Here is a 26,770-nt window from a genome sequence, read left to right on the forward strand (position 1 = left end):
CATGCCCACCTCCACCTCCATGCCCGCCTCCATGCCCGCCTCCATGGCCGTGTCCACCTCCATGTCCGCCCTCGTGTCCAACTTCATGTCCGCCGTGCCAACGGTCGCCGTGCCAGTGATAGCCGCCCCAGCCACCGCAGTCGCTCCAAAAACTGCAGGTCCCGAATTCAGGCCCGTACGAGGGATAGCCGTAGACCGACTCGTATGGCTGAGCGTTTCCATATCCTGGGGCGACGACGCACCCACCCAGGCTCGCTGCCACACCGAGCAACGCAATTAACTTACGCACGGTTTTCTCCCGAAGGATGCTGAGGGTAAGACATGTAGCGGGAGTGGGGAGTAACGAAAGTGGTTGCGATAGCCGTTACCATCGAAATAATGCTTGCTGTGAGTTGAATCTTCGATTTTCTCGCGCTCAATACCAAGCCTAAGGACGGCACGCCACCATGTGGCCACTTCATTCCCTTCTCCTTAACTGTGTACGCCGAAACAGCGGGCACAGCAAAATATAGAGAGGTTTGCATGGCGTACGGATGAACGTGAAATTACAAGAAGGTCATCAACGGCACACTTACCCGAGCGCACCGCTAGGAGCAATGGTTGAGCGGAGGTCCACAACACCCGCGGGGTGTTGCATGCGGCTCCTTCCCCGCACCGTCCAAGTTATCCCCAATTTTTGTTGGCAACGCTGTGGATAACTTGCTGGCATGCAGCGTAACGATTTGATGGCAAAGCAAAAGGCTCCGCTGGCTGCAATCGCAGCGGTGAGAACCTTCCGTTCGCGTACCTTGTGGTCGCGGCCACGCGCGCCACGTCTTTCCGCGTGCGCGAGCAGCGGCCGCCCCAAACCATCACTTCAAGCAGTCTGCGCAATGGCCAGTGACCGCAGCGGGCTATCCATTGACGCGCGGAAAACAGTGGAAGGCTATCTGGTCTTCTATTGGCGTGCGGCGGCGTGAGCAGCATCGGCGACTGGTGCTGGTGAAAGGTCCCTCAAAAAGCAAACAGTCTCAGTGCGAGTCCGATGACACCACATGTGAGCACGACCGGTATCACCCCGACCTTGAACCGGAACAGCGCGATACCGGCAGCCACACCTATAAGCAGCGAGGGCCATTCGAATCCGCCCTGCATGCCATGTGGCCACAACACGTGTAGGGCGAAAAACACGGCGAGGTTCACGATGACGCCAACCACAGCGGATGTGATGGCTGTCAACGGCGCAGTAAATTTCAGATTACCGTGAGTCGTTTCGATGAAGGGACCGCCGAGTAGAATGAACAGGAATGACGGCAGGAACGTAAAGAACGTCACGACGATGGATGCGGCGATAGCAGAGGCTAATATTGCATCCGGTCCGAACACTGCCTTGGTCCAGCCACCAACGAAGCCGACGAAGGAAACCACCATGATGAGTGGTCCGGGCGTGGTCTCTCCGAGCGCCAGGCCATCTATCATCTGCGGTCCGGTCAACCAGTGGTAGTTATCGACGGCACCCTGGTAAACGTACGGCAACACCGCATACGCGCCCCCGAAAGTGAGCAGGGCGGCTTTCGTGAAGAACCAGGCCATTTGCGTAAGCGTTCCCGTCCAGCCGTATACAAGCGAAAGTGCCGCAATGGCCGCGAGCCATATGAGCATGAAGGCCGCAAGCACGACAGTGAATCGCTTCCATGTGAAGAGCGCGTGTCGAGGGGTGGGCGTGTCGTCGTCAAGGAATGCGGGACCAAACGCCTTGTCACCCGACTTGTGTCCTCCGCCGACCACGAATCTGGATGGAGCGTACTTACCCCCAAAGTGACCAATGATGCCGGCCACCAGGACGATGAGCGGAAACGGGACGTTGGCTACGAATATGGCAAGGAATGCCGCCGCAGCAATTGACCACAGCCACGCATTCTTCAGTGCGCGGGAGCCAATCCTGTATGCAGCGAAGACCACGATGGCCGTGACCGCCGGCTTTATACCGTAAAGCACGCCTGCTACGGCCCGGACGCTGCCGAAGGTCATGTAGACCCAGGAAAGTCCTATCAGGATGAAGAGGGACGGAAGAACGAAGAGTCCTCCTGCAATTATGCCGCCCCACGTCCGATGCATCAGCCAACCGATGTAGGTGGCGAGCTGCTGCGCCTCTGGTCCGGGAAGAACCATGCAATAGTTCAATGCGTGCAGGAACCGCTTTTCAGAAATCCAGCGTTTTCGCTCGACCAGGTCCTGATGCATGATGGCAATCTGCCCGGCGGGACCTCCGAAGCTGACAAAGCCTAGCTTGAGCCAGTACCAAAGCGCCTGGCCGAAGGTTACCGACTCGAGCGCCTCAATGCGCTGATTGCTCATTTCGTTACCTGGCTCCAGTTGACTTTGTTGCACTTGAAACTCCGAATGCTTCAGCTTGCGATTGAATGTTCAGCGGTGTGCCGATACCTCGGTGGCGGCACCACAGAACGTTCGCGGTTTTACTGTCGATAGATGACTTATTCTACTTGCATGCTTCGGCCTTCTTCCAGGAGTTGGTCCGCCTGCCTACGGCGACGCAACAGTGATGGGCCGGCATTACATTGAGGCAGCGTCCGAGCGAGTTGTCTGCAGCAGCGATTGGAGAGTTTGATGTCTTGGACGAACACGGTCCCGCGTGGGCCAAGCCTTTCGCGAGCAGAGCGGACAGTTCCAGAGGTCGGGTCGTCGACAACGACCACAAAACGACATGAAGCAATCACCCACGATTTACTTGACCTTCACACACGGAAAATGGGTATGCGGCACAAAGCAGATTCGCTCGAAGAGCTTTTTTTTGAAGCTGTACACAGGGCAGCCAGGGAGTCACCAATCGCCAGGCGCCCCTGTCCGAAGGCACTGCTTTCGAGTGTCGATGTTCATCCGGAGTATCGCGAGGCGCCGCGCACCCGTACACCCGAAAATGTCCTTGATTTTCACTCGTGCTTTCTTCTTCTGGCAAATCATCATCTATAAAAAACGCTATACGAATGAAGTCATTCAAGATATGAGAGCGATGGAGATAACGAATGAGCAAGATTGACATACATGTTCGATGTGAGAACTTCGGTACGTTAGTGCCTCTTTGGCTTTTTGAGCCCGGACCGCGCAAGCTGGAAAAATTGGGGCAAACCACGCCAGTTCTCACATGCCCGGCGCCAACCTCTATAACGGACCTCATGGCCAGCGGCCACGAAGAGGCTTGTCTAACGTTCGGGTGCTACGAGTTTCGCTGCAAGCGTTTTCATTCGACTGCGGGTTAAAGACGTAGAACTGTATTGGCTGGTCGACATGTCTGACCCGGAAGTCTGGGAAGCCATCGACATGTGGAAAAAAGCAGGGTGCGTTCCTGTATTGTTCGAGAGTGGCTGCGCGGGTCAGGAATGTCTCACGTTTGGCGTCTTTGACATGCCAACAAATACTGAACCTTTCGAATACCACGAGTGGTTTGGCAACGGAGAGGAGCCTGACGCTTTTGTCTGGGACGGAATGGTGGCATTGGCGGAGGGCGGCCCCTTGCAGTCCGACGAAATTTCCGAACTTCCGGCAGTTCCACTTCGAGCCTCCTTCACTGTGGCCCTCCTCACGCAACGCTGGCAGAAATGTCTGAACGAACGGAGCGCGAGTGAGTTTCAAGATGATTGAGTAACTGTTTGATACACCGTCGTGGGCGGCTCCGGTATTTAGTTAGGTCGCCATCCAAGCATTGCAGTGCGTGAATCGACCCATGGCATTCGTGGACTCGGTCTTCGGAGAACCCGGCCTTCTGGAACTGCCCATCAACATTGCTCGTGAACACGAATGCGCCACGCGACATGCGGTCCGCCCACCGACGCAGAATCGCGAAGCCCTCGTGCGGGACGGTTTCACGGTAAAGCTTGAGGCTGTGTCCGTAGAAACCCCAAGCCAGTTTCGGATGCTCCGCGAACATCGCGGGGTTTGCCATATCTTCGAACGAAAGACCTCGGTGTCGAAGCGCTGGGTAAGCGCGCCAGAAGCCATCTCGACCGCGAAAGTCAGGAAGGCCGGAGTCGACGCCCATGCCGGCACCAGCAGTGATGAGAAGTCCGTCGGCGTCCCGCAGCCAGCCGGCTGCTTTCTCAAGCTTTCCATCTCGCAAATCAGTCATCTGTGTAAGCGTCTTTGTGCAAGAGGGTGTGGCGCGATACAAAGTCGACGGTGCGGGCGGGGCCAGCAACGCCACGTCGCCACGCGAGTTCAACCGCTGCTACGCGCGTAGATACCATTCGTCAGGGCCGTAAATTCTCTTCAGGGTGTCGATGTCACGCTTGTACCGGAGCTCGCCGATAAAGCCCAGCGACCGTAACACTTCACGTACGTGCAAGAGGTCTTGTTTGTCTGTCCAATCTTGCGTGTACACGCAAATGACGTGACTATCACGACCCATGCTGCGCAGAGCCGTCGATACCTTCGCAAACAATAGGTTGTCGCCCTCAACGGCGCATTTGATTTTCGCCCATGCCTGGTCGACATCGGATGAAGCCGCGAAAATGCACCACTTGCCGGTTGTAGGTCCCGAGCGGATGATGCCGCAGCTAGGGGATTTCCTCATCTGCCAGCTCCGACTGAAGTCTTCCGAGGGGCGCTCGGACCTACTCAATAGCAGCTCTTCAAGACGCGATTGCTTGTTCATTTCAAGTCGGTTGCGAAGAATGTCTTGGGTCTCGCTGAGCACACGCTGTCATCACTTCTGCCCGCGCTCATCATGTTTTAATTGAGACAGGTATGTAGGCGGAACTACCGAAGTAAGCCAAACGCCGTTATCCGAGCGAGAGAAGGCGTGCCCATCGACGTACATCTGCGAAGCGTCCACGACGAGAACCAATGGTGACCCGTGGCGAGCACCTACTCGCGTTGCCGTGTCGATGTTCGTGCTCAGATGGACGGCGTGCCTGATTCGAGGTGTCAATCCTTCAACGTTGATACTCGCCCAGTTGCTCCACGCGGTGCCGTGATACAGAATGGCCGGGGGCTCTATTGCGGCATAGCCTAGGTTCACCTCTATCGAGTGACCTTGCGCCGCGCGTATTCGCTCGCCGCCTGCGGATAGTGAGAAGCGCTGTTTGTCGCTCGTCGCGACGACCGCCAGAATGACGTCTCTCGTAACTGCTGGCATCGTTCTCAACCTCTTTGACGCACCCGCGGTACGCGCAGCGCGTTCGATTGCGAGTATCAGTTCGTCGACAGATACCCAGCCCTGACTGTCGAGCCGGATGCCAATCATCTCGGGTTCATGTCGCAAAATCTTCGAAAGAAGTCTGCTAACCGCGACGTGGTCTGTCGTCAGATGCTCGTCGGCGTTCATGTTCATGTAGATATGCATCCGCGGGAGTGTCCCAAACTAGGAGCAGAACCAAGCATCAGTTTCAATTCCTTTTCTGCCGCGTGGCGCGCAACTGTTCCAACTCTTCGCTGAGCGCGTCGATTTGCGCTTGCATGCCAGCCGCTCCTTTGAGTAGCTGCCCGACTTTATACCAATATGCATATCCCAAGTCCCCGTCCGCCAAGCCCAATTCATGGAACTTGCGAAGCGCAATCTCAAGGTCAATATCGGTACTCGAGTTCATCTCATTTCCCTCTTGTGATGCGCGGCGGTCGCATTCCACGGTAGGCTTGAACCCGAACAAAATCCCGTCGTTCACGTATCTCTTTTTGATGCGCAGCATGACCAAGCTGAGTACGAACGCGACTGCCGGCACGACCAGAAGTGCGGAGCTATTGACGGCGAAGGCCAGCAGTTCTTTCATGACCGGCGGACGTTAGAACCTGAGGTCTCGTGCCTATGGAAAAGCTGCACATATTGTTGCGCAAAGGTCGCGGCCTCTTTCACAACCGATTTGACATCTTCGACCGAAAGTCGTTGGAGTGGCGTGTCACCTTCCAACGTCTTAACGGGTGTCGTGAAGAAGTCGAACATTGTCCATGAGTCAATCTCGCCAAGACTACGAATGACTTTTCTGAAGTCGTCACGGAAAATCATGGGCGCGAGGAAGAAGGCTGGATAGTACGACTCGGCGCCAAAGAAGAGGCGGAACATTCGCCCAGAAGCGACAAGCCTATCCAGCTTCTTTTCTGTGATGCCGGCAGCGTTGCAAAAGTCGTGAGTTCGAAGCACTTTGCCTTGAATCACGAGCGGATAGCGCTCAGCGTTCGCTTTATTAGCCCCTGGCAAAGGCTCATGTTCCGGTGTACCCTTCGACGCGCGTTCGACGCGCTTTCGAAGATTCTCTTCTTCCTCTCGAAGCGCCGGTAGGTCAATTCCGTATACCGTAGCTATGCCCATGGCTTCACAGAGATGATTCTTGAAGAGTCGGCCGAGCGCTGCATCAGGGATTTGCAGCATCGTTTCAATGATTTTCGGGTCGCACAGGATAGCGGCGACGACGGCGCGACGTAGGATATGTTGTATCCACTCTTCATTGAGTAATGTGTCGTTCTTCGTCTCACGCGTAGACCGAGGCGGCATGGCCATTCCTTTTACTTAAGCGAGGCTGGGTGCTATGGGTGCAGAGTCGAATCGCCACTGCATCTCTCCGCCGCGCGTGCAACTACATGCGAACGCTAGGCATCGTCGTCCCCCGCAGATTTTCCGCGCATCTGCTCTGTCACATCTTTAACGGCGCCCCCCTGTCCGCGGGTGATGGTGTGAAACCAGATGTCCCAGGTATCGATAACATCCCAAAAGTTTCCAGGCTCGCCAAGGAGTTGGTAGATAAGACCATCGCTCACCTGGACGCGCATCGTTTCCTGGTTGAACGTGACGAGAGCAGAACTCACGCGTCCCCGGTCGACGGAGTCGTAGCCGACGAGACGCTGCAAACCATCATCGGTCTCGAAAATTCTCCAACGCGAGAGATAGACATCGGACTCGACTGCGGCCAGAGGAACGGGCTGACGGGCCATCAAAATCTCCTTGGTTGCTTGCGCGCGCCACTTTTGCTGGCTTTGAGGCGCTGCTTTGCGGTGTCATCCTTCCCTCATGCAAACCTTGCCTAGAGGGCGTCGACGGTCGTCGCGACAACATCAACGTTGTGCTAGTTAACAGTTCGTCGCGCGTTAAGCGGTCCCCCGCGGAAAATTGCTTCTGCCTATAGGCTAGTCGCACGAGACCCAGTCGCCCGCTGTCAACCCATCGCGAAACCGCTCACCGCAGCAACTGGGCGGGGCCGGTATACCAAGAAAACCCCCGTTAGTGCCAACTTTGCTACAAAGGTTTGCGACCTTTGCGAGGTCAGTTAAACGGAGACGCATGCAACGTCGCTAAGGCTCCAGGCCGCCCGTTGGCTAGAAGTAACTGCAGCATTGATAGTTTAAAATGAAAAACATGAAGTGTAAAGACTGCCAGTTTATAAACTGCCACTTTACACACTGTAGATTTCGTCGGCAGGATGATTGATGCTCCTGCCCCATATGGCAGACAATTCAATCTCGCGTCACGCGGCAGTCAGGCAGCGGCTGTCGACAAACCTGAAGCTATTCCGCGGCAAACAGAGCATGTCCCAAGAGACCTTGGCGCAGCGCGCGGGATTGCATCGCACTCAAGTCGGTCAGATTGAGCGCGGCCTCGCGAGCGTGACGCTCGATACCTTGGTCTCGTTGGCTTTAGCGCTTGGAGTCAGCGAGGTCCAACTGCTAACCGAACACAAAGAGTTGCCCACCCCGATAAAAACGGGACGCAAGAAATCTGTCGACGTTGATTTAGTAAGAAAGCCGCGACGCGACGCAGGCTGACCCTCTGGCCGAAATAGCATTTGCTGGTCTATCCGCGGCGACGTTGAGCGGCCGGTATCAACGACGCGCGACGATGGCGTCTCAAAATCAACCCAACTGGTCAGACAAGTCCTACGCCACTTCCCCGTGTGCACAACTTCGCTGCCCACACCACGGGGGTGTGGACAGCCGCCTAGCGGCGGTTCCGAAGTTGCACACACTCGAAGCTGACGCGCCGGCAGAGCCGGCTTGCCTAAGTTTTATTAAGAAGGTCTTGATGCGCGACCGGTGCGCTCCAGACGCCGCAATGCTGGCCAAAAAAACCGTTGCGTTAGGCGTGACAGCCCACAACAGTTGCTCGTGAGGACCCGGCTTGGCGTCGAGCCCGGAATTGACAACAATCCGCCGAAATATTCGCATTCTGGGAAACGGCGCCGAACGCCGCGGTAAAGCGGCGATGCAAGCCTTCGACGGTGTGCGCGAGCGCGATCGCCACGTTGCGCTCGGTCTGGAGATAAACCTTGACGAGCCCCTTCGGCGTTTCGCGCAGGAAGCCGGTTTTCTGCTCGACGATCATCACGCGCCCGGCGGGGCTGACGATCACGAAGTCGGCTTCGCCGAACACCGAGAAGTTCTGGTTCAGACGCGTCCAGTGGACGCCGTGATAGACCGTGTAGTCAGCGGGGAGCGCCTCCTCGAGCAACGCGAGGGTCTCGCGCTCGCGTGCCGCCGCGCCGGTGGCGGCGAGGCTTTTCCAGTCGTCGGGGACAATGCGGGCCATGCGGTGCCTCGTCGAATTCGGGTGCGGCCATTGTACGCAACGCGGGGGCGCGGGCGTTCGGCGGGAATGTGCCGGGCCGCCCCTTACGACGCGTAATCCGCGCGCATCGTGTATGGTTATTGGTCGAACGCCGCGCGCCGCGCGCGGCTTGCCAACCGTGAGAGAAAAAGGATTTACCGGATGATTACGATCTGGGGACGCGCCAACTCGGTCAACGTTCAGAAAGTCTTGTGGTGCTGCGACGAGCTGGTGCTGCCATACGAGCGCATCGACGCGGGCCTGCAATTCGGCCGCAACAACGAGCCCGACTACCTCGCGATGAACCCGACCGGCAAGATCCCAACCCTGGTCGACGACGACTTCGTGCTGTGGGAGTCCAACGCCATCCTGCGATATCTGGTGCTGCAATACGGCGAATCGGGCCTGCTCTATCCATCCGAGCCGAAACAGCGTGCGAGCATCGACCGCTGGCTGGACTGGTCGCTGTCCACGCTGCAACCCGCCGAGCGCCCGGTCTTCTGGGCCCTCGTCCGCACGCCGGACGCGCAACGCGATACCGCCAAACTCGCCATCGATCTCAGCGCGGTCAGCCTGCTATGGCGCACGCTGGATACGCATCTGCAGGGCCGCTTCTTTCTCGAAGGCGAGAAGTTCACGCTGGCCGACATCGTGATCGGCGCGTACGCGAAACGCTGGTTCGGTCTTGACGGCGTGGAGCGTGCGTCGCTGCCGAATCTGGAGCGCTGGTATTCGCGTATTGCGACTCGCTCGGGGTTCAAGAAGTACGTCGATTTTCCGCTGACCTGAGTCGTTCGGTTAGTGTGTGGGTTGGCCGCTCAGGCTCGGCGCGCGTTTTGTCGAGCCGCTTGCCTGCCCGCCTGTCGAGCTGTCGTATAGCCGCGCAAGTGTCCTGCGGCCTGCCTCCCTCGTCAAGGCGCGCAGCCGCAACGGCAACGCGCATCCCGCATGGGCGCTGCGCGAGGCACAGCAAACACTGCGCACCTTTATAATCGACGCATGAAGACCGCCAAGCCCTCCGCGCCCGCCGATCAGGCCACCTCCGCCCACTCCGCTCATGCTCATGAGCCGGCGCACGCACACGGTGATTCGCAGGAAGCCGCACTGACCCTCGCGGAAGAATATTGCCGCGAACGTGGAGAAAAGCTCACGCCGATTCGCCGCAAGGTGCTCGAATTGCTGCTGAATTCGGGGCGCGCGACCAAAGCGTATTCGCTGCTCGACGAGATGCGCCAGATCCATCCGGGCTCGGCGCCGCCCACGGTGTATCGCGCGTTGGACTTTCTGCTGTCGGCGGGGCTAGTGCATCGGATCGAGTCGATCAACGCATTCACCGTGTGCCACGATCTGACGCAATGTCAGCACGGCATCCTGGTGGTCTGCCAGCAATGTGGCAGCGTTACCGAGCTGCATCAGCCGAAGCTGCGGCAAGCGCTCGTCGCGCAAATCGAAGACGCGGGCTACCGCCTCGCAAGCGATGAAATCGAACTGAAGGGACTGTGCGCCGCCTGTCAGGCAGCCGAAGCGGCGGCTAATGGCAAAGGCGGCGAAGGCGGCACGGTCGCGGCGACACCTGTGGCCACCGCAAAGTAACGGTGTCTCCGGCGGCTCGGATCGCGGGCCGCAGGCGGCGTCCGTCTGATGACCGTCAACTGCTTAACGCCCGCCAGGCCGGAATCGCCTTCAGGCCGGCGGCGTCCACGTGCCGCGAGCCCACCTCGCTCACCCTCGACCACGCGACCCGCGATCAACCCGCAGCGCGAGCGACGATCGCATCGTGCAGCAACGTCACCAGGTCATCCGGCAAAGCCGGCTTGGTCATGAAATGCTGGAAGCCTTCGCCGATACTGCGCAAGCGGTACGCGTCGTCGGTGTGGCCCGTGAGCGCCACCGCGACTGAAGGCGTCTGATCGCTGCGAATTTCGTGGTCGCGCAGCCGTTGGATCAGATAGAAGCCATCCATGGCCGGCAAGTCGAGATCACAGACGACAGCGTCGGGTAACAACCGCAGCGCCGCTTCGACGCCCTCTTCCGCATCCGCCGCGGCGCAGACATTGGCGCCTTCCGCCTCGAGTAGCAAGGTCAGCGATTCCCGGCTATCCGGGTCGTCTTCTACGAGCACGATCGTGGCGTGATCGAGTCTCAATGCTCCGTTCATTTTCCGTTGTTGCTCTAAAAAACCGGTTAGGCCGTCAGAGGTGGCCAATGTTTCGTTCTGCTGCTTGCCGCCGGTTTGCGCGGCTGCGATGTTGGTGTTCATGGTTCCGACTCGATTTCATGCGCGGAGTTGCAAACAGGCGAAGATTGTAGAACAGAGCCCGAGTGCAACACGCGTGCACGGTAACGCGCCAAATTTGCACGCCGATGAAAAACCGGCTCTCGGCGCCACAGCCCGGCAGGCCCTGGCAGACCCGATGCCGCACCCGATACGCCGCGGCCATGCGAGCGAACCCCGTTCGCTCGCATCTCAGTCTGGCGTCTTTTCCGTCATTCGTATTTTTTCCTGCGTCGCCGGCGGGCATGTTCAGCCGGCGCGGCGTGCACATCCACATTTCCTGTAGCACGTAGCGTGCCGCGCCCGGCCGTGCATTTGCATGACCCGATTGGGCGATGGGTTTCGCCACCCTTACGCGATCTTCGCTCCAGCATCGCGTGAGCGGGACGTGCGCAGCGCTATCATCGTGGGCGCACGAGCCGCATCTGCGGCTTCGCTTTTTGCGTTGTCGCGGCGCGTGCGCGAACCATTTGCCCGTCCCAATCAGAGGCCATCCGACACCATGTCCGATCTCGACTCCGCGACATTCGAAGCACTTCGTCACGTCAGCACCGCCACACTGACCACGCAGTTGTTCAAGCGCGGTTTGCGCAATACGTTCATGCAGGGCGTCGCGCCGCTCGCCGCGCACAGCGGCGCGAATCTGGTCGGACCCGCGTTCACGTTGCGCAACATTCCGTCGCGCGAAGACATCGACGTGCTCGAACTGTTTGCGGACCCCGAGTACGCGCAGCGCAAATGCGTCGAAACGATTCCGGCCGCTCACGTGCTCGTGCAGGATTGCCGCGGCGAGCGCGGCAGCGCGTCGTTCGGTTCGATTCTTTCGCTACGTTTGCAGATGCGCGGCGTCGCGGGCATGGTGTCCGACGGCCCGGTGCGCGACAGCACGACGATCGCCGCGCTCGGCATGCCGGTGTTCTGCGCGGGCGCGAGCGCGCCGCCTAATCTGATTCGCCACCATGCAGTGGATATCAATGTGCCGATCGGTTGCGGCGGCGTCGCCGTGTTTCCGGGCGATGTGATCGTGGGCGACGCGGACGGCGTGGTGGTGATTCCGCGCAAGATGGCCGCCGATGTCGCGCAAGCTGCCGCCGAGCAGGAACAGCTGGAGACGTTTCTCACCGAGCGGATTCGTGACGGCGCCGCGTTGCCCGGCACATATCCGCCGAACGAAACGACGAAGGCGGCTTTTGAGGAATGGAAGAAGCGCCGTAAAGCGTAACGCGTGAGGCTGAGGCGATGACGCGCATGCCGGACGTGGCGTGCAAGATCGCAAAAGGCTGTCAAGAAGCAACGCGGCGAGTCGCGAGCGGGCCGGCCACGGAATCCGGCGAAATCCGCACATTGCAAGGTGCGTAGCACTTCAGCCGGCCTTACCCGGACCAATCCCCTGAACCAGCAAAGCGACCGCATGCCGCGCGATCTCCTCGCCTCCGATGTTGCGCCGCAAAGGATCATTGCGCCACAACTTCGACGTGGCTAGCGGCAGAAGCGTCAACCCCATCAACGTGACGAACACCAGCGCGGGCTCCAGCCCCGCATTCAGACGCCCTTCTTGCTGCCAGCGCGCGATGGCCGCCAGCGATGCCTTCTGATGCGTATCGCCGAATCGCTCGTGGATGCGCTGGCGCAGCAGACCACCATCGCTGATGACCTCGCGCACCCACAGCGGCGCAAACCACGGATGGTCGCTTGCCGCTCGCACCAGCCGCTGGGTGAGTTGCGTGATCGCCGCGACGGCGTCGTCGGGATTCTCCTGGAACGGCACCCCTAGCCCCGCGCGCAATGGCGCAAAGCGCTCCTCGACCAGCACGTCGAGCAATTGATCGCGGGTCTTGAAGTAGTAATGCATCATCGCCGGCGTAAAGCCCGCCTCGCGCGCAATCTCGCCGAGCGTGGTGTCGACGATGCCCTGTCGCGCGAACAACTCCAGCGCGGCGTCGAGCAGGCGGCTGCGCTGCTCCAGCCCGCGCGCGGCCCCGGTCGGCCTGCCAGGCCGCCGCGCGCGCACGGCGGTGGCCGCGCTCGTCGATTCACTTGATGCGGCTTTCACCTGGCCTTTCGACGTAGTGCTCGCTTTGACTTCGGGCGCGCCGCGCGGCGAACCTTTCACCGTTCGGTCATCTGATGGAATCCTTGCCATTGCATTCAATTTGACGAGTGGGACGATGTCGCATATATTAATCTCCGAATTAATTAATTTCAATGCCCTGCCATGGAACAATCGACTCCGACTCACCCCGCCGAGCCCATACCGCAGGATTCACGCGCGAACTCGCCCGCCGCGGACCACCCGCCGATCCGCCTGCTGTTTCCGGCGCTGCTGCTGGTCATGCTGCTCGCCGCGCTCGATCAGACGATCGTCTCGACCGCGCTGCCGACCATCGTCGGCGAACTCGGCGGGCTCAACAATCTCTCGTGGGTGGTGACCGCCTACCTGCTCAGCTCGACCATCGTGGTGCCGCTGTACGGCAAATTCGGCGACCTGTTCGGCCGCAAGATCGTGCTGCAGACGGCGATCATCGTGTTCCTGGCCGGCTCCGCGCTGTGCGGCATCGCGCAGAACATGAGCCAACTGATCGTGCTGCGCGCGCTGCAAGGACTCGGCGGCGGCGGGCTGCTGGTGGTGACGATGGCCGCGATCGCCGACGTGATCCCACCGGCTGAACGCGGCCGCTATCAGGGCGTGTTCGGCGGCGTGTTCGGTCTCGCGACCGTGATCGGGCCGCTGCTCGGCGGCTTTCTCGTCGAGCACCTCACGTGGCGCTGGATCTTCTATATCAACCTGCCGCTCGGCATCATTTCGCTCGTCGTGATCGGCGCGGTGTTCAAGCCGCACGTTCGCCATGTGAAGCACGCCATCGACTACATGGGCGCAGCGTTTCTCGCCGGTGCGCTCACCTGCATCATCCTGTTCACGAGCCAGGGCGGCACGATCCTGCCGTGGACGTCACCGCAACTGTGGTTCACGCTCGGCATGGGCCTCGTCGCGATCTGGGGTTTCATTCACGAGGAACGCAGTGCGGTTGAACCGATCATGCCGCTCGAACTCTTCAAACAGCGCACGTTTTTGCTGAGCAGTCTGATCGGTTTCATCATCGGCGTATCGCTGTTCAGCTCGGTGACGTTCATCCCCCTCTATCTGCAGGTGGTGAAGGGCTCGACGCCGTCGGAAGCCGGCATGCAGATGCTGCCGATGATGGGCGGCCTGTTCATGATGTCGATGGTGACCGGCCGCATCATCAGCAAGATCGGCAAGTACCGGATGTTTCCGATCATGGGAACCTTGCTCGTGGCAGTTGCGATGCTGCTGCTTTCGCGTCTGCAGATCGATACGCCGATTCATGTGATGTATCTCTACATGGGTATTCTGGGCTGCGGTCTCGGCATGGTGATGCAGGTGCTGATTCTCGCCGTGCAGAACACCGTCGAGTTCAGGCATATGGGCGTGGCCACTTCGGGCGCGACCTTGTTCCGTTCGATCGGCGGCTCCATCGGCGTGGCCGGCTTCGGCGCGGTGTTCTCGAACGGCCTTGCCGCGCGGATCGAAAAGCTGATCCCGCCCGACACCGAACTGCCACATGCGCTGGGGCCAGCCACGATCCACCAGTTGCCCGAAGCGTTGCGCAACGACTATCTGCACGCATTCGCCGGCGCGCTGCATACGGTATATCTCGCGGCCGCCTGTGTGGTGGTACTGGCCTTCGTGCTCGCGTGGTTGCTGAAGGACCATCCGCTGCGCAAGCACTGATCGCTGCCGCGCTTTCTTCCGGCGCTTGATGCAAGCGCTTAATGACGAGGTCGAACGCACGCGCGTCGACCTCGTGCTGTTTCTACGCCACGCATTCGCGTATTGCACCTGCACAAAGGAGCGCGTTGAAAGAAGGTGCATCCGCTCGTTCTGAGGGCATCGACACTGTTTCGTCTTACTTCAAAGTGTGCGGTAGCGCACACAGCATAGGGGCCAACGCACATTGACGTTCTGAGCGAAACACCACATATTGCAAACGACGACAACGCACGCCTGCGCTTGCGTCTCCAAGACTCTCCGGCGCATGTGGATCGTGATTCCGCGGACAAGGCTCCAGCCTCAACACGATCCGGAGCATGCCGTAATGGCATCCTTTTCCACAGGTGGGTCCACGGCATGTCCACCCAGACAGCACTCGGTCATAGCTTTCCTACGCCCTGCAAACGTTGCGGTGGTGCGTTGTACCGCCAGGTCGACTACTGCCCGTATTGCGGCGCGGTACATCCGCTCGACGAAAGCCCGCTTAAACGAGACGCGCGTTCCGGCAGCCGCGCCGAAGCGATGAGCCCGGCCGTCCAACACTTCGACGACGAGCCGGCCGTGCGGGGCGAAGCCGATCTCACGGCTCGCGCCGCGCATCCCGCCGACGCGCTTCCTGGCGAAGCCGCGCGCCGCACCTCGCTCGTGTCGACCGGTGCGCCGGTTCCACTGCCGCCTCAGTTCGACGACCCGCCTTATCCTCCGTACAACACGGGACTGACTGCTCGCAAAGTGCTGCTCGTCATTGGGGCGGTTTTCCTGCTCGCTCTCGGGTACGTGCTGTATGTACTCTTCAGCGACAGCAGCGATTCGGATGACATCGTCAGCGATCAGCAGACCACCGTCGTAACTCAGGACGCCCGCTCGACGACCGGCACGATCGCGCCATTCGCGGCACCGGCTGAATCGAACCGCCCGGCCGCCACGGTCAAGCCCGCGACATCGGACAACGCGGTAAAGACCGCGCCGGCCGTCGCAGTCAAGCCTGCGACTCCGAACAACGCCGTCAAGACCCCACCGGTCGTTCCGGCGACGCCCGCCCCGCCGCCGGCGATGGCCGCGCCGCCGGTGGTCACTGCGCCGCCGGTGGTCGCCACCGCGCCGCCGGTGGCCGTTGCGCCGCCGGTGGCCGTTGCGCCAGCCAAACCGGCGCTGCAGTTCCGCGACGCGTCGCAAGCGCTGCAATCGGCGCGCCTTGCAATCCGCGCCAACGATCTGTCTACCGCGCAAGCGTCGCTCGCCGCCGCGCAGTCGCTGCAGCCAGGCAACGCCGATGCGCAGAAGCTCACAGCCGATTTGCGGCCATTGATCGCACGCCGCGACAGCGCATTGCAGGCGGCGCAAACGTGCGTCGCTCAGCAGTCGTGGTCCTGCGCACGCCAGCACGCGAACGAAGCGCTCGCAATCGACACCAGCAACGACGCGGCGAAGCTCATCCTCGAACGCGTGATCCGCGAGACCGGCTGGGCGCCGCTCAACCCGCACGCCGCGGCGGCTCAAGGCAATCCGCTCGCGCAAGCGCAGCCCGCCCCGGGATCGCAAGCGGTCCAGTTGCAAACGCCGTTGCCGCCAGGCATGCCGGCAAACGGCCAACCCATCACGACCGCGCCGCGCGCAGGCGCCGCGGCAACTGCCGCAGGCGCCAGTGCGAACGGCAACAGCCTCGACGCGCGCGAACGCGCGATCAGGGACTCCGGCTGGAGCCGCGCGCCGTCGACCGGCGGCAAGCTCGCCGCGAACCCCTCACCCAGCCAGTAAAGAATTGTTTGGATACCGAATTACATAGCAGCTAGCGGCGCCGATCGCACACAATATTGTTTGCTCTTTGAGCGGCAACACACGGACACGGCCGTCGCGGCACATTGAACATGACATGGCAACCGGCTCACCGGCGCTTCGTGCGCACTGCGCACGAAGCTGTACAAACCTGACCAATAGGTAGATAGACCATGCTGAAGAGACTTCTGGCAGGATGGCTGGGGCTGGCGCTGATGGTCGTGTCTTCGCTGGCAGGCGCGGCGGAACCGGCGCACTACAAGATCGTCACGGGGCCCGAGCGCGGCACGTATATCCAGATCGGTCAGGACCTGTCGAAATGGGTGGCGCAGCCGGTGGGGATCGATCTCGACGTGGTGGCGTCGAAGGGCTCGGCTGAGAACGTGCAGCGCATGCGCTTCGAGCCCGGCGTGAAGCTCGCGCTAGTGCAGTCCGACGTGTACCAGGCCTACATCGACATGGCTAACGCGGGCAACGCCGACGCCGGCACCGCCATCCGTCCGCTACGGCTCATTATGCCGCTCTACGACGAGGAGATTAACGTCGTGGTGCGCGCGGACTCGCCGCTGAAAACTCTCGCCGACATCAAGGATAAAACCATCAGCGTCGGGCTGATCGGCAGCGGCACCGCGCAATCGGCCACGACGCTCTATCACCTGATGTTCGGCCAGGCGATTCCCGAGCAGAACGTCGTGCACCTGAGCAACGAGGACGCGCTGGCCGCGCTGATCGTGAAAAAGGTGGACGTGGCGATCATCGTGGTCGGGCAGCCAGCGAAGCTGTTCAACGACATGAATCCCGAGCTGCTGCAACAGATCCGCCTGCTGCGAGTCGATCCGGCCGCGCCCGAAACGGCGCGCGCCAAGCAGACCTACTTCCCCGCGACGATCCGCGCGACCAGCTATCCGACCTGGCTCAAGGAAGACGTCCCGACGCTGACCGTGAAGGCATTTCTCGTCACCTACGATTACGGCTTGCGCGATACCGTCGGCAATCTGAATCGTTTTGCCGACTCGCTGTGCGCGAACTTCGACAATCTGCAGGAGCACGGCCATCCGAAATGGAAGCAGGTGAAGCTCGAATTGCCGACGCTCGTGCGCGGCTGGAAATACTACGGGCCGGTCGAGAAGCACTTGCGCGCCTGTCTGACGAACAGGAGCGCGGCAATGAGCGCCACGGCCGCCACGCAAGGGACGCCGAAACCGCGTCCCACCTGCAGCGAACAGGAGCGCCTGCTTCTGCTGTGCAAGTAGCTTCGGCTCGATAGCGGGACGCGCGCGCGTTCAGGCGCGCTCCCGCTCCTTCGCGCCTGACACGGCCGACGCTTCCATCGCCCGTTGCAATACCTCGTACACCTTCGGCCGGTTGCATTGCGACACGTTAAAGCGCAAAAAGCCCGCCGCCGATTGCGACGCGCTGAACACGTTGCCCGGCGCGAACACCACGTTGTCGGCGAGCGCGTGACGCGCGACATCGGCGGCATCGAGCGAATCCGGCAGACGCGCCCACACGAAGATACCGCCGCGCGGGCGCGTCCAGATGTCGAGGCCCGCGTAGCCCAGGCGCCTGACCGTCTCGCCCATCGCGTCGGCGAGCTTCGCGCGCATTCCTTCCACGTGGCGCCGGTAAGTGCCGTCCACCAGCATGCGGTGCATGACGCTCGCCGCGAGCTGGCCGTTGCCGAACGTCGTAGCCAGCTTCAGATCGATCAGCGGCTCGATCCATTCGGCGCGCGCGGCGATGTAGCCGCAACGCACCGCCGCGGACAAGGTCTTCGAAAAGCTGCCGATCGACACCACGCGCGCGAGCCCGTCGAACGCGGCAAGACGCGGCGCGGCCTCGTCTTCGAAGTCGGCGAAGATATCGTCCTCGACGATCAGCAGATCATGTTCGCCCGCGAGCTTCAGCAGCCGATGCGCGACGGCCGGCGCAAGCGTCGCGCCGGTCGGATTGTGGATCGCCGAATTGGTCACATACAGGCGCGGCCGATGTTCGGTCAGCACCCGCTCGAAGGCCGCGAGATCGGGGCCGGACGGCGTGTACGGCACGCTCACGACGCGCGCGCGATGCGCACGCAGCAGCGCCTGAAAATTGAAGTAGCACGGATCGTCGATCAGCACGGTGTCGCCCGGTTCGAGCAGGAAGCGGCACACCAGATCGAGCGCGTGCGTGCCGCCGTCGGTCAGCACGATCTGCTCGGGCGGCGCCTCCACGCCATGCTGCGCGAGCCGCCACGCGAGCTGCTGGCGCAGCGCGGGCAAGCCGCCCGGGCTCGCGTAGTCGGCGAGCGGCGAGTGCGGATCGCGCGCCACCGCGCGCAACGCGCGGCGCACGCCGTCTTCCGGCAGCCATGAAGGCGGCATCCAGCCGCAACCGGGCTTCAGCACTTTCGCGCCGGTCTCCAGCGACTGGCGCGTGAGCCACAAGGGATCGACCTCGCGGTCCAGACGCGGCCCGAGATCGGCGAGCACGAACGGCGGCGCATGCCCCGACACGAAAAATCCCGACCCGCGCCGCGCGACGATCACCCCTTCCGCGACCAGCCTGTCGTATGCTTCCACCACGGTCGACTTCGATACGCCGAGTGCCTCGGTCATTGCGCGAATCGACGGCACACGGGCGCCCGGCATCAGCAAGCGGCTTGCAATGCGCTCGCGCAAGCTGTCCATCACCGTGCCGACACGCGTGCCCGACGTAGCTGGACTGTTCTCACTTGCCGCCATCTGTACTGCTCCATGTTCCGTACAGTTCGTACAAAGTGTACTGATCTGTAGCTTACCGTTTTTGGCGGCAAAGCGGATGCTATACGTTCTATTTCATAGGCGTGGACTCTTCAGATGGACAAGACAACCAACGGCTGGCTGAGCGGTCTCGCAGGCGTATTGATTTTCAGCGGCTCGCTGCCGGCCACGCGTCTTGCCGTGCAAGGGCTCGACCCAGTATTCCTGACCGTCGCGCGCGCCACGATTGCGGGGACTCTCGGCCTGTTGCTATTGCTGGTGTTCCGTCAGACCCGCCCCGCCCGCCGCGATGTGATTCCGCTGGTGGTGGTCGCGCTCGGCGTGGTGGTCGGCTTTCCGCTACTGACGGCGTTGGCGCTGCGCCACGTGAGTTCCGGGCATGCGATCGTATTCGTCGGGCTTTTGCCGCTCGCCACCGCGATCTTCGGCGTGCTGCGCGGCGGCGAACGTCCACAACCGGCATTCTGGCTGTTCTCGGCGCTCGGCAGCAGTGCGGTGGTCGCATTCGCGTTGCGCCACGGCCTCGACGCATCGCCGATCGGCGACGCGCTGATGCTGGGCGCGATCGTCGTATGCGGGCTGGGCTATGCCGAAGGCGCGCGCCTGTCGCGGCACCTCGGCGGCTGGCAGGTGATCTCGTGGGCACTGGTGCTGTCGCTGCCGCTGATGCTGCCGCTCGCATGGTGGACCCGACCCGCGTCGTTCGAAGGAGTCAGCCATGCGGCGCTGTGGGGCCTCGCCTATGTGTCGCTGTTCAGCATGCTGATCGGCTTCGTGTTCTGGTATCGCGGGCTGGCGCTCGGCGGCATCGCGGCGGTGGGACAGTTGCAGTTGCTGCAGCCGTTCTTCGGGCTGCTGCTCGCCGGTCTGCTGCTGCATGAGCAGGTGCCGCCCGCGATGATTCTGGTCACCGTCGTGGTGGTGGCCTGCGTGGCGGGCGCGCGGCGGTTCTCGCGAACCGCGCCGGTGCGGCCGGCGGTTTGAAAGAGCACGGGCCAGGAGCGCGGTTGCGGTCACGCGAGCCGCTGTTGCCGCAACCACCGCGAGTTACATGCCCGAACTGCGGGGGCGGCCAGTTGAATATGTCATCATCCCGATGATCGACCAACCACCGCGCCGCGACTCACAATGCCGACCGCTTTTGCCCAAACCGTAGAAGCCCGCTTTGCCGAACTCACGCCGACCTCCAAGCGCGTCGCCAGTTACATGCTCGCGAACCTCGACCGGCTCGGTCTCGAAACCGCCGATCAGATCGCGCAGCAAGCCGGCACCAGCGGCATTTCGGTTGGGCGCTTCCTGCGCAGCATCGGCTATCGGAACCTCGACGATCTGAAGCGCGAATTGCGCGGCGCGCAGGAGCGTCCCTGGCTGATCACCGACCGGCTCGACGCGTTCCGCCGCGCGGCCGGCACCACCAGTCAAGCCGATGAAACCGCAACGCACGCCAGCGCGCCGAACGCTCATCAGGCGGCGCTCGCCCATTGGCTCGAACTCGAGACCGGCGCGATCCAGCATGTCTACCAGCTCGCGCAATCGCCGGTGTTCGCCCGCGTGGCGGAGCGCATTGCGAACGCCGACGCCGTCTACATCCTCGGCATTCAATCCACGCGCGGCATCAGCAACGCGTTCTACAGCTACCTCGAATACATCCGCCCGCGCGTGTTCTATTCCGATGGCATGTCGGGCTCATACGTCGATTCGTTGAACTCGGAATTCAAGTCGCCGTACCTGATCGTCACCGACACCCGCGCTTACTCGAAGGCCGCGCGCCGCTATTGCGAGGCCGCCGCGCGGCGCGGGCTGCCGTTCGCGCTCGTCACCGATATCTACTGTCCGTGGGCGCGCGATTTCGACGGCGATCTGTTGCAGGTGAAGACCGATGTCGGACAGTTTTGGGATTCGCTCGCGCCGCTCACCTGCCTGTTCAATCTGCTGATCTCGGCGATCGTGGAGCGGCTCGGGCCGGCAATCGACGAACGCGTCGCACGAAACCGGCAATTGCAAAGCGAATTCGATCAGTTCGACTTGTGAAGCGCGCCGCTTCGTTCGCCGCGGAAATCGCCGAGCGACAACGGCAAGCGCCCATTGCGCCGATTTTTGACGCGCTTCAAATCGGCGCGCGCGGCAGGCATAGTAAAACGTCTCATCATAGTCAGCGGCCACGCCAGGAACACGTATGAGTAACACCAAACCCGCGCCCTCGCCTTCCGCAGCAACGGACACAGCCAGCGCCGCCGCACTCGCAGCCGCACTCGCCGCCGCACGAATCCGCGACACCACCGAAGCCGATCTCCCCGCGATTCAGGCGATCTATGCGCACCACGTCCTGACCGGCGTCGCGTCGTTCGAAGAAACGCCGCCTTCTGTCGACGATCTGCGCGCGCGGCTCGCGTCGGTGCGCAGTCACGGCTTGCCGTACATGGTCGCGGAGATCGAGGGCGAAATCGCCGGGTATTGCTACGCGACGCCCTACCGGCCCCGCGCCGCATATCGCAACACGATCGAAGATTCGATCTACGTGAGCAACGCCTATCGCGGACGCGGTATCGGCCGCGTGTTGCTGGAGGCGCTGATCGAGCGCTGCGAAGCCGGGCCGTGGCGTCAGATGGTCGCCGTGATCGCCGACGGCGGCAGCGGCGGTTCGCTGTCGCTGCACAAGCAGCTGGGCTTCGAGCTGACCGGCACGTTGAAGGCGGTGGGCTTCAAACACGGCCGCTGGCTCGACACCACGCTGATGCAGCGCAAGCTAGGCCGCGGCGACTCTACCGTGCCCGACGACCTGGCCGGCGATGCGACCCGCGATGTGACAGACAGCGCGGCGCAGCGACGCGGCTGAAGCAACGCGCTGGTGGCTCGTCTGGCTACCGCATTGGCCACTGCGTTAAAAATCCCGCCGTCCCCAGGACGCCGCTTTCTCCGCCTTCGCCCGCCGGCTCCGTCGAACCGGCAAGCGCCACACCCCGCAGCGAATACACCGTCGATTAACTCGCCGCCTGCGCGTCATGCGCATGCGCCGGTGCAATTCATCGTGCCGCTGCGCGACCGCTACGTGGGTCTGGCTTTGTCGCTTGGACTAGAAGGGCTGGCTCGGCGCATACCGGCGGATCGAAATCGACGCGGGCCACTGGGTCCTGCCGCGCGAGCGCGAGCGAATCGCGGCGAGCATCGAGCGCTTCGTCGCCGAGCATTGGGAAAGCTGCGGCAACGCTCAACGCGCACGCGGCAGGCGCGTGAACAACGTCGGGTAGTCGATCACGAGGCCGTCGTCGTCCACCTGCATGTTCGCCGTGAAGTTGCGGAAGATGCCCTCGTAGCGATACTCGCGATTCAATGCGATGCACATGTACGCCTGCTCGACGCGCGTGACCTGCAAATCGGGCGTCGAGATATAAGCGACTGGAATCGGCTGGCGCTCGCCCTCGGCCAGTTGCAGACGGCGGGTCGGCAGTGTGTTGGTAAACGGCGTCGCGGCGATGTCGATGTCGATGCAGCCCTCGATCGTGCTCAGCACGAGACCGTGGCCGTCGCGCCAATGGCCGGCGCCGTCGCCGTGCAACTCCAGCTCCGCGCCGCCGACGATCTTCAGCCACGCATGCCGCGTGCGCCATTGCGCGTCGCAGCGCACCGTGTAGTGCAACCCGTACGCATGGCCGTAGCGCTGCCCGACCACCACGCTCTCCACCGTGAAGCCGTCCGCGCTCGCGTCGAACGCCAGATGTTCGAGACCGTCGCCCTCTTCCGATACCCACCGTAGTTCACGCATCGATCTGTCTCCTCGCGAAACGGCGCGGCCTGCGCCGGGCAACTATCGTAGCGCGAAAAGATGGCGGTGCGCCGACATGGCGCGCGCGATGCGCATGTGTTGCAAATAACCACTATCAACCCGCGACGATGCCCGATAAAGCGTAGCTGCACTATGCTCGCGGTTCGCCATCAACCGGGCTGACTGCCGCGCCGACCCTCACGTTGCGGCATGCACGGCATCATCGAAAGCCCATCATCAAGCCGCCGCCAAACCATGCACGCCGCCGCGACCGAAGCCCAATCCGCCGCCTTGCGCACGCTGTTGCGCAGCCTCGGCCAGATCGTGCTGCAACCGAACGCCTTCACCGGCGCGTGCCTGCTCGCCGCGTGGCTGCTGACCGACTTGCGCCTCGCGTGTGCGGCGCTGATGGGCGCGGTCGCGGCCAACGTGAGCGCGGTGCTGGCCGGCCATCGCGACGACGACACACGCGCCGGGCTGCACGGCTTCAACGGCGCGCTGGCGGGTCTCGCCGCGTTCAGCTTCAGCGCCGACCCCGCGACCGCCGCGGCCGTGGCGATTCTCGCGGCGACGGGCGCCGCGTGGCTTCTGGAGCCGTGGGGTCGCGCTGGCTGCGTGCGCGTGGACTGGGCGTTTATTCGAGCCCGTGCCTGATCGTTACGTGGCTCTGGCTGCCCACGATGACGAGCGGCACGTTGCCAACCAGCGCGGCACCGCTGCACGTGTACGGCGCGGCGCAATGGAGCAGCGGCGTACTCGCCGGCCTCGCACAAACCGCCTTTGCGCCTGGCGCGTTAGCGGGATTGCTCGTGCTGACCGGCATTGCCGCGGCATCGCGCCGGCATGCGCTGTGCGCGCTGACCGGCGCGGCACTCGCAAGCGCCGCGCACCTGCTGTTCGGCGCAAGCACAAGCTCGTTCGGCGCCGGCCTGTTAGGATTCAATGGCACGCTCACCGCGCTCGCGCTCGCCGATTGCGGCGTGGCATTGATGCTCGGCGGCGTCGCGCTTGCGGTCGTGCTGCAAGCGGCAGCCGCTTACTTCGGCTGGCCGTTCATGACAGCGCCCTTCGTACTCGCGACGTGGTGCATGCAATGGCTCATACAGCGCGTTAAGCGCCGCGCCATCGCATCCGAACCGGCACACCGCACGCACAGCGCAAGCTCGGTCACGACTCCGCCCACGCGCGCGAATTGACGCAATGCCGCGGCATCGCGCGACGGTTTGCACGCGTTGGCGACCCGGCAATTTCAGGAGACAGACATGTCGTTCACTCACACACCGGCGGCCCGCATTGCCGAGTCCGGCCCGCTCTCCGACTCGGAGCGGCAAACCCGCGTCGACCTCGCCGCAGCCTATCGGCTCGTCGCGCTCAACGGCTGGGACGATCTGATCTACACGCATATCTCGGCCAGCGTCCCCGGCGAACCCGGCCACTTCCTGATCAATCCGTTCGGCCTCGCATTCGATGAAGTGCGCGCGTCGAATCTCGTGAAGATCGACATCGCGGGCAACATCGTCGGCGCCAGCGACCATGCGGTGAACGCGACCGGCTTCGCGTTGCACGCCGCCGTCCACGCGGCGCGCGCCGACGCGTTCTGCGTAATGCATCTGCACAATACGGCGGGCGTCGCGGTGTCCGCGCAACCGGCCGGCTTGCTGCCGGCCTCGCAACATGCGCTGCGTTTCTACGGTCAGCTCGCCTATCACGACTACGAAGGTCTCGCGTTCACGCCGGCCGAAGGCGAGCGCCTCGTCGCGCATCTCGCCGACAAACCCGCGATGTTGCTGCGCAATCACGGCACATTGACGGCCGGACGCACGGTCGCCGAAGCCTATGTGCTGATGGCGACGCTGCTGAAGGCCTGCGAGATCCAGCTGCAGGCGCAGGCATGCGGCACGGAACTCGTGGTGCCGAACCACGCGGTCGCCGCACGCACGGCGGAACAACTGTACGATGGCGGCGCAATCGAAGGCGCGCTCGAATGGCCTGCGTTGCTGCGCAAGCTCGACCGGATCGATCGCGGTTACCGCGACTGAACTACCGTGACTGAAGCCGCGCCTCACTCGCCTCTATTTCATTGCTCAACGGAGTCATGCCATGCCCACGTTTCATATCGAACTCTTCGAAGGCCGCTCGCTGGAACAGAAACGCAAGTTCGTCGAAGCCATCACCAAGGCGACTTGCGATTCGCTCGGCGTCGAGCCGAACTCGGTGGACATTATCCTCACCGACGTAAAACGCGAGAACTGGGCAACGGGCGGACGTTTATGGTCGGACGCCGAAGCTTGAGCGTTTGAGAGCTTGAGTGCTTGAAAGTCTGGAAATCTGAGCGTCGCGGAGCCGGTACGTGACGCATCGGATCGCACACGAGCCGCGATGAACGAGATGCTGGGAATGGCTGCCGGTGCGAAATTAGCCGGCTTGCAGGGATGACGTCTATCTGGCTCGAAACGATCGTCGGGCCCGCCCGCGCGGTGCTGAAAAGCCGCGCATCGCCGAAAAAGCTGCGCGCGTTGCGCGCGCAGCTGTTGTTGCTCAACAACGCTTTTGCAATCCGTTGTCGTGGCGGCATAACGCTAAGCCGCCACTACGCTACCCGATCAGAACTTGTGGATGATACCCACGCCGACAGCAACCTGGCTGCGCGACGACGACGGTGAGCCGTTCTGACCGTCGCCAATGCTTGCCGTTGCGTCGATGATGCTTCTGCCGTTCCCGGCGAGCGTCTGGCCGCTAGCACGCTGATACGCTTCCAGCGCATACAGGCCGGTACGCTTGGACAGCGAGTAGTACTGCGACAGATTGAACTGGTTGTAGGTCGCCGCGCTCGTGATGCCGTTCGATTCCGTCGCACGGGTGTAGCTATAGCCAGCGGCCAGGTCCAGCGCCGTGAACGGCTTCCAGTGCAGCACAGCACCGCCCGTGTTCCAGATCGCGGTGTTGTGGAAGAACGAGTTGACGCCCGGAGAGTATTGCACGTTCGAGTAGGCCAACGAAACGTCCCACTGCGAGTTGAACGCCCAGCCGCCCGTCACTGCAACGCGCTGCTGCTTGGCTGCCGTCTGGAAACCGTTGTTGATCGCCGACACGGCCGGCTGCGAGCCGTTGTTCGACGTCGTCGAGTTCCACGTCGTACCGCCGTTCGACGCGTTGTCGATACGCTGGATGCCTGCTGCAATACCGAACGGGCCGTTCAGGTACTGGACTGCCGCGCTCCAGGTCTGGCCGGCGCTGAAGCTGCCCGGGTTGCCGCCCAGCGAGTACGAACCGCTGATCGTCAGACCGCTGAAGCTCGGCGACGTATAGACCAGCGAGTTGTTGGCGCGGTACAGCGTATCCAGCGAGTCGATATCACCCGGGTGGGCGCCGTATGCACCTGTCAGCCACGTGGTCGGGCTGTACGGCGACAGCAGCGTGTAGTACGACGTGTACTGGCGGCCAGCCGTCAGCGTACCGAACGTGCCATTCGTCACACCTACCCATGCCTGACGGTTGAACGCCAGACCCGACACGCTTTGCGCGCCGGTTGCGCTGTTAAAGCCCTGCTCCAACTGGAAAATCGCCTTCGTGCCGCCACCCAGATCTTCCGCGCCCTTCAGGCCGAAACGGCTGCCAGCCCAGATGCCGTTGATCATCTTGACTTGCGAGCTGCCGCCCGGGGACGGTCGCGCCGATGCCGCGCCCGTCGTCGGGCTCAGCGTCGTCGAGCTGTTTTGATAGCCGATACCCGTATCGACGATACCGTACAACGTCACGTTGCTTTGCGCATGCGCGCCCAGGGCGACCAACCCCAGGGCCGAGGTTACCACTGCCTTTTTCATTTCTACTCCTCTGTTAAAAATTTTTCTTTGTTTGCGGCCTTGTCAGAGCGCCGCCGAGTGTGGACTCATACGTTTTC

24 protein-coding genes and 3 pseudogenes are annotated in these 26,770 nt (G+C 62.2%); 14 read left to right on the forward strand and 13 right to left on the reverse strand.

All coding sequences use genetic code 11. The features are described from left to right. Positions 1-993: 993 nt before the first annotated feature. Complete coding sequence (chrA, locus tag P0D89_RS07960; protein WP_408376418.1) at positions 994-2,337, reverse strand: chromate efflux transporter; 1,344 nt, start codon at positions 2,335-2,337, stop codon at positions 994-996. 948 nt (positions 2,338-3,285) lie between these two features. Here chrA and P0D89_RS07965 point away from each other — a divergent pair. Further along, positions 3,286-3,639, forward strand: coding sequence for a hypothetical protein (locus P0D89_RS07965; RefSeq protein ID WP_408376419.1), 354 nt, complete (start codon positions 3,286-3,288; stop codon positions 3,637-3,639). Positions 3,640-3,697: 58 nt separating this feature from the next. Here P0D89_RS07965 and P0D89_RS07970 read toward each other — a convergent pair. From P0D89_RS07970 to P0D89_RS07995, 6 genes and pseudogenes are all read right to left on the reverse strand, one after another. After that, a pseudogene (locus tag P0D89_RS07970) lies at positions 3,698-4,123 on the reverse strand (SIR2 family NAD-dependent protein deacylase); the annotation flags it as partial. Positions 4,124-4,222: 99 nt separating this feature from the next. Beyond that, on the reverse strand, positions 4,223-4,648 hold the full coding sequence (locus tag P0D89_RS07975; RefSeq protein ID WP_408376399.1) for a putative phosphothreonine lyase domain-containing protein: 426 nt from the start codon (positions 4,646-4,648) through the stop codon (positions 4,223-4,225). 51 nt (positions 4,649-4,699) lie between these two features. Beyond that, positions 4,700-5,326, reverse strand: a complete 627-nt coding sequence (locus tag P0D89_RS07980; RefSeq protein WP_408376400.1) for an RNA 2'-phosphotransferase — start codon at positions 5,324-5,326, stop codon at positions 4,700-4,702. Positions 5,327-5,381: 55 nt separating this feature from the next. Next, on the reverse strand, positions 5,382-5,762 hold the full coding sequence (locus P0D89_RS07985) for a hypothetical protein (RefSeq protein ID WP_408376401.1): 381 nt from the start codon (positions 5,760-5,762) through the stop codon (positions 5,382-5,384). Continuing rightward, a complete protein-coding gene (locus P0D89_RS07990; protein WP_408376402.1) occupies positions 5,759-6,481 on the reverse strand; it encodes a hypothetical protein in 723 nt (240 codons plus the stop codon). Before P0D89_RS07990 ends, P0D89_RS07985 begins: the two co-directional genes overlap by 4 nt. 95 nt (positions 6,482-6,576) lie before the next feature. After that, positions 6,577-6,918, reverse strand: a complete 342-nt coding sequence (locus P0D89_RS07995) for a hypothetical protein (protein WP_408376403.1) — start codon at positions 6,916-6,918, stop codon at positions 6,577-6,579. 492 nt (positions 6,919-7,410) lie between these two features. Between P0D89_RS07995 and P0D89_RS08000 the strand changes: the two genes are divergently transcribed. Then, the gene (locus P0D89_RS08000; RefSeq protein ID WP_408376404.1) at positions 7,411-7,746 is read left to right on the forward strand and encodes a helix-turn-helix domain-containing protein; all 336 of its coding nucleotides are present in this window, start codon (positions 7,411-7,413) and stop codon (positions 7,744-7,746) included. A gap of 349 nt (positions 7,747-8,095) precedes the next feature. On the opposite strand, the pseudogene P0D89_RS08005 reads toward P0D89_RS08000, so the two are convergent. Further along, positions 8,096-8,506 (reverse strand): annotated as a pseudogene (locus tag P0D89_RS08005) (NERD domain-containing protein); the annotation flags it as partial. Between the two features lie 180 nt (positions 8,507-8,686). Here P0D89_RS08005 and P0D89_RS08010 point away from each other — a divergent pair. Together P0D89_RS08010 and P0D89_RS08015 are read left to right on the forward strand one after the other, a co-directional pair. Beyond that, positions 8,687-9,313, forward strand: a complete 627-nt coding sequence (locus tag P0D89_RS08010) for a glutathione S-transferase family protein (protein ID WP_408358739.1) — start codon at positions 8,687-8,689, stop codon at positions 9,311-9,313. 210 nt (positions 9,314-9,523) lie between these two features. Continuing rightward, positions 9,524-10,117: a Fur family transcriptional regulator gene (locus tag P0D89_RS08015; RefSeq protein WP_408358741.1), complete on the forward strand. Its 594-nt coding sequence runs from the start codon at positions 9,524-9,526 to the stop codon at positions 10,115-10,117. Between the two features lie 154 nt (positions 10,118-10,271). On the opposite strand, the gene P0D89_RS08020 is transcribed toward P0D89_RS08015, so the two are convergent. Then, the gene (locus P0D89_RS08020) at positions 10,272-10,784 is read right to left on the reverse strand and encodes a response regulator (RefSeq protein WP_408358743.1); all 513 of its coding nucleotides are present in this window, start codon (positions 10,782-10,784) and stop codon (positions 10,272-10,274) included. 517 nt (positions 10,785-11,301) lie between these two features. Between P0D89_RS08020 and P0D89_RS08025 the strand changes: the two genes are divergently transcribed. Continuing rightward, positions 11,302-12,021: a ribonuclease activity regulator RraA gene (locus tag P0D89_RS08025; protein WP_408358745.1), complete on the forward strand. Its 720-nt coding sequence runs from the start codon at positions 11,302-11,304 to the stop codon at positions 12,019-12,021. A 141-nt stretch (positions 12,022-12,162) separates the two neighbouring features. Here P0D89_RS08025 and P0D89_RS08030 read toward each other — a convergent pair whose 3' ends face one another. Then, entirely contained in the window at positions 12,163-12,912 is a 750-nt protein-coding gene (locus P0D89_RS08030) for a TetR/AcrR family transcriptional regulator (protein ID WP_408376405.1), read from the reverse strand. A 102-nt stretch (positions 12,913-13,014) separates the two neighbouring features. On the opposite strand from P0D89_RS08030, the gene P0D89_RS08035 reads away from it, so the two are divergent. From P0D89_RS08035 to P0D89_RS08045, 3 genes are all read left to right on the forward strand, one after another. Beyond that, positions 13,015-14,550: an MDR family MFS transporter gene (locus P0D89_RS08035; RefSeq protein WP_408358748.1), complete on the forward strand. Its 1,536-nt coding sequence runs from the start codon at positions 13,015-13,017 to the stop codon at positions 14,548-14,550. 396 nt (positions 14,551-14,946) lie between these two features. Further along, positions 14,947-16,347 (forward strand): hypothetical protein, encoded by a 1,401-nt coding sequence (locus P0D89_RS08040; RefSeq protein ID WP_408358750.1) that lies wholly within the window; start codon positions 14,947-14,949, stop codon positions 16,345-16,347. 191 nt (positions 16,348-16,538) lie between these two features. Further along, positions 16,539-17,618: a TAXI family TRAP transporter solute-binding subunit gene (locus P0D89_RS08045; RefSeq protein ID WP_408358753.1), complete on the forward strand. Its 1,080-nt coding sequence runs from the start codon at positions 16,539-16,541 to the stop codon at positions 17,616-17,618. 30 nt (positions 17,619-17,648) lie between these two features. Here the strand turns inward: P0D89_RS08045 and P0D89_RS08050 are convergent, their stop codons facing one another. Next, entirely contained in the window at positions 17,649-19,088 is a 1,440-nt protein-coding gene (locus P0D89_RS08050; protein ID WP_408376406.1) for an aminotransferase-like domain-containing protein, read from the reverse strand. 114 nt (positions 19,089-19,202) lie between these two features. Here P0D89_RS08050 and P0D89_RS08055 point away from each other — a divergent pair, with 114 nt between their 5' ends. From P0D89_RS08055 to P0D89_RS08065, 3 genes are all read left to right on the forward strand, one after another. Next, positions 19,203-20,090 carry a DMT family transporter gene (locus P0D89_RS08055; protein ID WP_408358757.1) on the forward strand — a complete coding sequence of 296 codons (888 nt, stop codon included), beginning with the start codon at positions 19,203-19,205 and terminating at the stop codon, positions 20,088-20,090. 144 nt (positions 20,091-20,234) lie between these two features. Next, positions 20,235-21,137: a sap1 transcriptional regulator SapR gene (gene sapR, locus P0D89_RS08060; RefSeq protein WP_408358759.1), complete on the forward strand. Its 903-nt coding sequence runs from the start codon at positions 20,235-20,237 to the stop codon at positions 21,135-21,137. A 145-nt stretch (positions 21,138-21,282) separates the two neighbouring features. After that, positions 21,283-21,942: a GNAT family N-acetyltransferase gene (locus P0D89_RS08065; RefSeq protein WP_408358761.1), complete on the forward strand. Its 660-nt coding sequence runs from the start codon at positions 21,283-21,285 to the stop codon at positions 21,940-21,942. 372 nt (positions 21,943-22,314) lie between these two features. On the opposite strand, the gene P0D89_RS08070 is transcribed toward P0D89_RS08065, so the two are convergent. Next, on the reverse strand, positions 22,315-22,869 hold the full coding sequence (locus P0D89_RS08070) for a putative glycolipid-binding domain-containing protein (RefSeq protein WP_408358763.1): 555 nt from the start codon (positions 22,867-22,869) through the stop codon (positions 22,315-22,317). Between the two features lie 255 nt (positions 22,870-23,124). Between P0D89_RS08070 and P0D89_RS08075 the strand changes: the two are divergent. From P0D89_RS08075 to P0D89_RS08085, 3 genes and pseudogenes are all read left to right on the forward strand, one after another. Continuing rightward, positions 23,125-24,065 (forward strand): annotated as a pseudogene (locus tag P0D89_RS08075) (urea transporter). A 66-nt stretch (positions 24,066-24,131) separates the two neighbouring features. After that, a complete protein-coding gene (locus P0D89_RS08080) occupies positions 24,132-24,908 on the forward strand; it encodes a class II aldolase/adducin family protein (protein WP_408358765.1) in 777 nt (258 codons plus the stop codon). A gap of 40 nt (positions 24,909-24,948) precedes the next feature. Then, a complete protein-coding gene (locus P0D89_RS08085) occupies positions 24,949-25,161 on the forward strand; it encodes a 4-oxalocrotonate tautomerase (RefSeq protein WP_408358913.1) in 213 nt (70 codons plus the stop codon). A gap of 311 nt (positions 25,162-25,472) precedes the next feature. On the opposite strand, the gene P0D89_RS08090 is transcribed toward P0D89_RS08085, so the two are convergent. Next, entirely contained in the window at positions 25,473-26,693 is a 1,221-nt protein-coding gene (locus P0D89_RS08090) for a porin (RefSeq protein WP_408358767.1), read from the reverse strand. Positions 26,694-26,770: the final 77 nt, after the last annotated feature.

It is taken from the genome of Paraburkholderia sp. RL18-085-BIA-A, from assembly GCF_046027075.1.
Classification (GTDB): Bacteria; Pseudomonadota; Gammaproteobacteria; order Burkholderiales; family Burkholderiaceae; genus Paraburkholderia.